The sequence below is a fragment of the Marivita sp. genome, assembly GCF_051859345.1.
Classification (GTDB): Bacteria; Pseudomonadota; Alphaproteobacteria; order Rhodobacterales; family Rhodobacteraceae; genus Marivita.
In genome coordinates this window covers 24,578-30,608 of sequence record NZ_JBHYFV010000046.1, presented here as the reverse complement: position 1 = coordinate 30,608, position 6,031 = coordinate 24,578, and the positions used below count along the sequence as shown (strand labels likewise).

The window sequence follows — 6,031 nt, the reverse complement described above, 5'->3', positions numbered from 1 at the left end:
GCAAAATGCGCATCGCTACGGGCGGCTCAATCCATCAGCCAAATGCGCCAATGCCGCGAAGCGGCTTCGTCCCTGGGCCGTTTCCAGAACCCGACTCTGAGGTAAGACTCTTCAGAGTTTTCGCGGACATAAGCGCGAAATCCTTCAGTCTCCCGAATGATAGCTTCTCAGAATCATGTCACCCAAGTCGAAGGCTATGAGTAGCGAAAACCGCCTAGTTCTGCTACACACTTTTCTGCACAATTCGTTACACCCAAAAATCCTACGCCCAGCAAATTAAATAACTTAAGATACTGATATAAAACAACTTTCGGACTTCGTCTCCGCCATTTGCCCTAGAGAAAGCGTTCTCCGCGCACCGGCGCGGCCGGATTTTTCCGTGTTTTCAAAGGGGTTTGCGGATGAGGTTGTTCGCCTTTGGTTCGCCGTCTTTCCCGAATTCCGTTCTCTCTGCCAGGGTTCTCTGAACCTGGTGACTGCGCTGATTATATGAAATTCCCGTAGCTTTCTGAAGTTGTGACATTTTTTGCCGAGCAACCTGAACAGTTCGACCGAAGTCGCGTCCGCTCAGGTGGACCTGAAATCGGACGGTCTCTGGTCGATTGCCGCATCTTGGCACCGGCCTGTTTTCTGCGGTTGGGGCCGATATTGTTGATAGGCTTCTTGTCCGGGGCGGATGTAAGAATTTTTTCCGCTCATCGGGCCGATCAGTTCTGCTGATCGCGTATGAGACGCTCGACGAAATCGGCGAACGCAGGGTCGTTGATATGGGCGTCGAGTCGGTGGAGTCGGTGGGTCTCTGACCTTTCGAACGTCGCCTCCAGCGTGTCGAACAGAGCTTCATCCGCCTCTGGATCCCAAAAGGCCGCGCCTGGTGCGTCAAGCGCCGAGACGCCGCCAAGTGGAAGGACGAGATCGACGGGGCCGGGCGATGCGTTCAATTTGGACGCCAGCCACCGCGCCATCTCTGCGTTTTCGGACGGGGTCGTTCGCATCAGCGTGATGTTCGCGTTGTGGACGAAGAACGCACGGTCGGCATACTGGTCCGGCACCGTGTCACGGGGACCGAAGTTCACCATGTCGAGCGCGCCGCAGGACCCGATCCAGGGAATGCCGGTATTCGCCAGCACGTCGAAGCGGTCGGGTCCGGCAGAGCATATGCCCCCCATCAAGTGATCCGCGACTTCGGTGGTGGTGACGTCGACGATGGTCGAGACCATGCCACTGCCGCCGATGGCTTCCAGAGCCCTGCCGCCTGCACCATTGGCGTGAAAGACAATGCAATCGAACTCTTTGTCGAGCCGTGCGCGAAGCAGTTGGACGGCCGTCGTCGTCACGCCGAACATGGACAAGGCAAGCGCCGGGCGCGCGTCGCCCGTTTCGGCGGTTCCGGTGCCCTTGGCCATGCCCGCAATCGCATGCGCCGCGTTGGCCAGAATACGCCGCGAGACTGTGTTCAGCCCGGCGATATCGGTCACCGGGTACATCATTGTAATGTCCGAGACCCCGATATAGTGCGAGGTGTCTCCGGCAGCGACGGTCGAAACCATGAGCTTTGGAAGGCCGAGGGGCAGGGCGCGCATGGCGGGGGTGATCAACGAGGTTCCTCCGGACCCGCCAAGACCCAGGATTCCACCGATGTCGTCGCGCGAGGAGATGAAGTTGACCAAAGCTTCGGACATGGCGATGACTGCCTGGCCACGGTCAGGCGCGTCGGTGACCTGCGAGGCGCTTTGGGGATGACTGGCGGCCACTTCCTGCGCGGGAATGTCGGCCTCGGATGAGCTTTCGGTTGTGCCGACATCGACAGTGACCACCTTGATCCCGGTGTCCCGGACAAGTCGCGCAACGTAGAGAAGTTCTTCGGCCTTGGTGTCGAAGGTGCCGACAACGTAAACTCGTGCGTCGGTCACCGTTGCACCGGGCGTCCGTGAACGACGTCCTCGGCACCCTCGAAGGCAAAGCGGAACGTGTCCGAAACTGTCTGGTGCACCTCTGTCGCGTCAGCCTCGGCCACATCGTATTCCGCCCACCATTCTCCGAACGTCTGGCCGGTTTCGGTGATCGGCTTGAGTGTCATTTCAGAGACGTAGTTCTGCACCGGCAGTGTCGCTTCGAGGATGCAGTAGCAGCAGCGGTGCTCGCGGTCCGACAGGGTCAGAAGTTGTTCGCGGATATGCCCGCCATCATGTGTGAAGAAGTTGCGCACACATCCGATCTGGTCGGACGGCTTGCCGTCCTCGATCTCGCTTTTGCTGAAGAAGCGATGGTATTTCGGCAGGGCGTTGAAATCGCGCAGCACCGCCCAGGCCTCTTCGATCGGGGCGTCGATGATTGCACTAATGTAGACTCTCGCCATGGTTTCCTCCCTTTAGAATGTCATTTCAGCCGAAGCGCCTTGAAAGCCTCGATGTTCGACTTGATCGCGGTCTCGACCGGAAGCCGTTCGACGCTCGAAGCGCCATAGAAGCCGTGGCAGTGCTGGCTGTGTTCAAGGACGTAAGCGACATCGTCGGGAGTCGCTATGGGTCCGCCATGTGCGATGATGATGATGTCATTGCGCACCTTCCGGGCCGCCTCGGCGCATTCGTCGATCAGGCGCACAGAGTCCTCGAGGGTCTTTGACGTTGTGGCTCCGATGCTGCCGCCAGTGGTCACGCCCATGTGCGGCACGATGATATCCGCCCCGGCTTTTGCCATTTCGGTGGCCTGGTCGGGATCGAATACATAGGGCGTTGTCAGCAGATCGAACTCGTGCGCCTGCCGGATCATGTCGATCTCCGAGGCGTAATTGATGCCGGTCTCCTCAAGACTGACCCTGAAGGTTCCGTCGATGATCCCGACTGTCGGGAAGTTTTGTACCCCCGAGTAGCCAAGATCCTTCAACTCGCGCAGGAGGACTGGCATGATGACGAAGGGGTCCGTGCCGTTCACGCCAGCGATCACAGGTGTCGTCTTGCAGACTGGCAGAACTTCAAGCGCCATTTCCTTGACGATCTCGTTGGCATTGCCATAGGCAAGCAGACCGGCAGAGGACGCGCGGCCGGCCATGCGGTAGCGGCCGGAATTGTAGACGATGATCAAGTCGATTCCGCCGGCTTCTTCGCTCTTGGCCGATATCCCGGTCCCTGCGCCGCCGCCCACGATCGGTACTCCGTCCGCGATCTGTCCGTTCAGGCGTTCCAAGATCTTGGAGCGATCAATTCGTGGCATTTTCGCTGTCCTTATTGTCAATTGAAGCTTTGTTGCTGCGACGTGCCGCGAAGGCCGCCTGAAGTTCGCCCACGATCCCTCTGCGGAAAAGCAGGACGCAGCCGATGAAGATGCCGCCGACCATGATGGTCACCCATCCCCCGAGCGCATCGAAGTAGTGATAGAGCGATGAGATGAGCGCCGCTCCGAGCGCCGGACCGAGCACCGAGTGCATCCCCCCCAACAGCGTCATCAGGATAACGTCACCCGACATGCTCCAGTGCACGTCCCTGAGCGAAGCCACCTGGTAGATGATTACCTTGAGCGACCCGGCGAGTCCGGCCAGCGCGGCCGAGAGGGTGAAAGCGAGGATCTTGTACCGCGCCACCGGGAAGCCGAGTGATTTTGCTCGGGGCTCGTGTTCGCGGATGGCGCGCAGCACCTCGCCGAAGGGCGAGTGCACGATGCGGTGGACGAGGACCAACCCGGCCAGTGTCAGCACCATCACGACGAAGTAAAGCGTCAGATCGTTTCGCAGGTCGAGCACCCCAAACAGCACCCCGCGCGGGACTTGCTGCATTCCATCCTCGGCATGGGTCCATGGCAGTCGCAGGAAAAGGAAGTAGACCAATTGCGACAGCGCAAGTGTGATCATGGCCAGGTAGATCCCCGACCGCCGCGTCGCCAGCGCCCCGAAGACCGCCCCCATCAGCGCTGCGCTGGCCACTCCGGTCAGAAGCCCGATTTCCGGCGGCAGGCCCAGTTCCTTGACCATGTAGCCGCAAAAATAGGCGGCGCTTCCAAAGAAGGCCGCGTGGCCGAAGGACAGGATGCCGGTGTGTCCCAGCAGGATGTTGAATGCACAGGCAAAGAGCGCCAGGCACATCACCCGCATGACGAAAACCGGGTAGATTACCTGCGGATAGAAAGGCACGAGGATCAGGGCCAGCAGAAGGGCCGCGCCCAGAAGCAAGAGGAGTGTGCGGTTCATCTCAGCCCTCCTCGCGTCCAAAGAGACCCGCAGGCCGGATCAGCAGGACAATTGCCATGATGAGGAAGACGATGACGGTGGAGGCTTCCGAGTAGAAGACTTTGGTCAGCCCTTCGACCACGCCCAGCAACAGACCCGTTATCGCTGCGCCCGAGATCGAGCCGAGTCCGCCGATCACAACGATCGCAAAGACGATGACCACAAGTTCCGAACCCATGGAAGGGCTGACGTTCTGGATCGGTGCCGCCAGGACTCCGGCAAGAGCGGCCAGCGCCACGCCGCCGCCGTATGTCAGGGTCATCAACAATGGCACGTTGATGCCGAAAGCCTGGGTCAGTTGCGGCCGCTCGGTCGCGGCGCGCAGCTTGGCGCCCATCGTGGTTCTTTCGATCATCAGCCAGGTCGCCACACAGATCGCCACCGCCGCGCCGATCACGAAAAGCCGATAGATCGGCATGAACATGAAGCCAAGATTCACCGTTCCGCGCAATTGGTCAGGCGCGGTGTAAATCTGGCCAGACGACCCGAAGGCAACCGTAAAGCCGCCCTCTATCATCAGGACCATGCCGAAAGTCAGGAGCAACCCGTAGATTGGGTCGAGCCCATAGATCCGGCGCAGCAAGAGCCTTTCGGCGACGATCCCCAGGAGGCCCACAATGAGCGGCGCGATGAAGATTGCGCCCCAATACCCGATCCCGAAATAGTCGAGCAGCAGGAATGACAGGAACGCGCCCATCATGAAGAACGCGCCGTGGGCGAAGTTCACGACCTTGACGATCCCGAAGATGATGGCGAGGCCGAGGCTCAGGACGGCATAGAAGGCGCCGTTAACGATCCCGAGCATGATCTGCCCGGTCAGTGCGACAAGCGGCACGCCGAAAACCTCGAACATTGGACCTCCTCCTCGACCGCCCCTGGACAGCGCGATCGTTCGCGCCTTGCTTTTACTGTTACCCACTTTACTGTCGCGACAAATGCCAAAACAATGGTCGCCATGCACGATAAACTATTCGAAACCCACATCGTAGGCGAGGACACGCACCAGCAGATCGTCCGCGCCGAAGACTGTCCGCTGCTGGCTCACCGGCTGCTTTCGCATGTTGGCGTGGGTGATGCAGCGCCGCCCTACCAAGTGGTGCGGACGAATCTCAGCGGGGCATACCTGCACGCCTGTCTGGGCGGCGAAGGGCGGATGCTGCTGGACGGCCGATGGCGGCCGCACCGAGCGGGAATGGTGACGCTCGCGCCGGCCCATGTGCTGCATGCCTTTCACGCTGTACAGGGAAAGCGGTGGCAATACTGCTGGGTCCGCTACATGCCGCAGTCCCCCCGGTCCGCGATTGAAGGGATGACACCGCTGGTCACCAAGGTCGATCCCAAGCCGCTGTCGGACGCGATCCGAGGACTGTATCACGAGGTGAACAGCGGCGGCGACATCGCGGCGACAGCGCTCTGGATCGACCTGATCGAGCATTATGTAAAACGCTACACCGAGCCGCTTCGCAACGAGGAAAGGCTCAGCAAGCTCTGGGCCGAGGTCACAGCTGATCTGGGCCACCCCTGGACGCTTGACCAGTTGGCCGGGATCGCCGGCATCAGCGGAGAACACCTGCGACGCCTGTGCCAGACGAGGCTGGGCCGCAGTCCGATGCAGCAGCTGACCTACCTGAGGGTGCAGCAGGCGGCGCAGGTGTTGGCGACAACGGACAAGAGAGTGGAGGACGTGGCCTTCGAGGTCGGCTACCAGAACGCCTTTGCCTTTTCGAATACATTCAAGCGGATGACCGGATTCCGACCTTCGCGGTTCCAGCGCGGCCGCAAGCCGCCCGTGGCCAAGGGTGCCTGAGC

At 60.3% G+C, this 6,031-nt stretch carries 6 protein-coding genes; 1 reads left to right on the top strand and 5 read right to left on the bottom strand.

Features of this window, described 5'->3' with window-relative positions; all coding sequences use genetic code 11:
- Positions 1–707: 707 nt before the first annotated feature.
- From ACTIEN_RS19625 to ACTIEN_RS19605, 5 genes are read right to left on the bottom strand one after another with little or no spacing between them, the layout of a single operon-like run.
- On the bottom strand, positions 708–1,913 hold the full coding sequence (locus ACTIEN_RS19625) for a Tm-1-like ATP-binding domain-containing protein (RefSeq protein WP_439524843.1): 1,206 nt from the start codon (positions 1,911–1,913) through the stop codon (positions 708–710).
- Positions 1,910–2,359: an SRPBCC family protein gene (locus ACTIEN_RS19620; RefSeq protein ID WP_439524842.1), complete on the bottom strand. Its 450-nt coding sequence runs from the start codon at positions 2,357–2,359 to the stop codon at positions 1,910–1,912. Before ACTIEN_RS19620 ends, ACTIEN_RS19625 begins: the two co-directional genes overlap by 4 nt.
- Positions 2,360–2,379: 20 nt before the next feature.
- Positions 2,380–3,213, bottom strand: a complete 834-nt coding sequence (locus ACTIEN_RS19615; protein WP_439524841.1) for a phosphoenolpyruvate hydrolase family protein — start codon at positions 3,211–3,213, stop codon at positions 2,380–2,382.
- Entirely contained in the window at positions 3,200–4,183 is a 984-nt protein-coding gene (locus ACTIEN_RS19610; protein ID WP_439524840.1) for a branched-chain amino acid ABC transporter permease, read from the bottom strand. Before ACTIEN_RS19610 ends, ACTIEN_RS19615 begins: the two co-directional genes overlap by 14 nt.
- Position 4,184: 1 nt before the next feature.
- Positions 4,185–5,075 (bottom strand): branched-chain amino acid ABC transporter permease, encoded by an 891-nt coding sequence (locus ACTIEN_RS19605; RefSeq protein ID WP_439524839.1) that lies wholly within the window; start codon positions 5,073–5,075, stop codon positions 4,185–4,187.
- Between the two features lie 102 nt (positions 5,076–5,177).
- Here ACTIEN_RS19605 and ACTIEN_RS19600 point away from each other — a divergent pair, with 102 nt between their 5' ends.
- Positions 5,178–6,029, top strand: coding sequence for an AraC family transcriptional regulator (locus ACTIEN_RS19600; RefSeq protein ID WP_439524838.1), 852 nt, complete (start codon positions 5,178–5,180; stop codon positions 6,027–6,029).
- The last annotated feature ends 2 nt before the right edge of the window (positions 6,030–6,031 follow it).

Coding starts and splice junctions, on each gene's coding strand:
- ACTIEN_RS19610 (WP_439524840.1), bottom strand. CDS start 4,183: ATGAACCGCACACTCCTCTTGCTTCTGGGCGCGGCCCTTCTGCTGGCC.
- ACTIEN_RS19605 (WP_439524839.1), bottom strand. CDS start 5,075: ATGTTCGAGGTTTTCGGCGTGCCGCTTGTCGCACTGACCGGGCAGATC.
- ACTIEN_RS19615 (WP_439524841.1), bottom strand. CDS start 3,213: ATGCCACGAATTGATCGCTCCAAGATCTTGGAACGCCTGAACGGACAG.
- ACTIEN_RS19600 (WP_439524838.1), top strand. CDS start 5,178: ATGCACGATAAACTATTCGAAACCCACATCGTAGGCGAGGACACGCAC.
- ACTIEN_RS19620 (WP_439524842.1), bottom strand. CDS start 2,359: ATGGCGAGAGTCTACATTAGTGCAATCATCGACGCCCCGATCGAAGAG.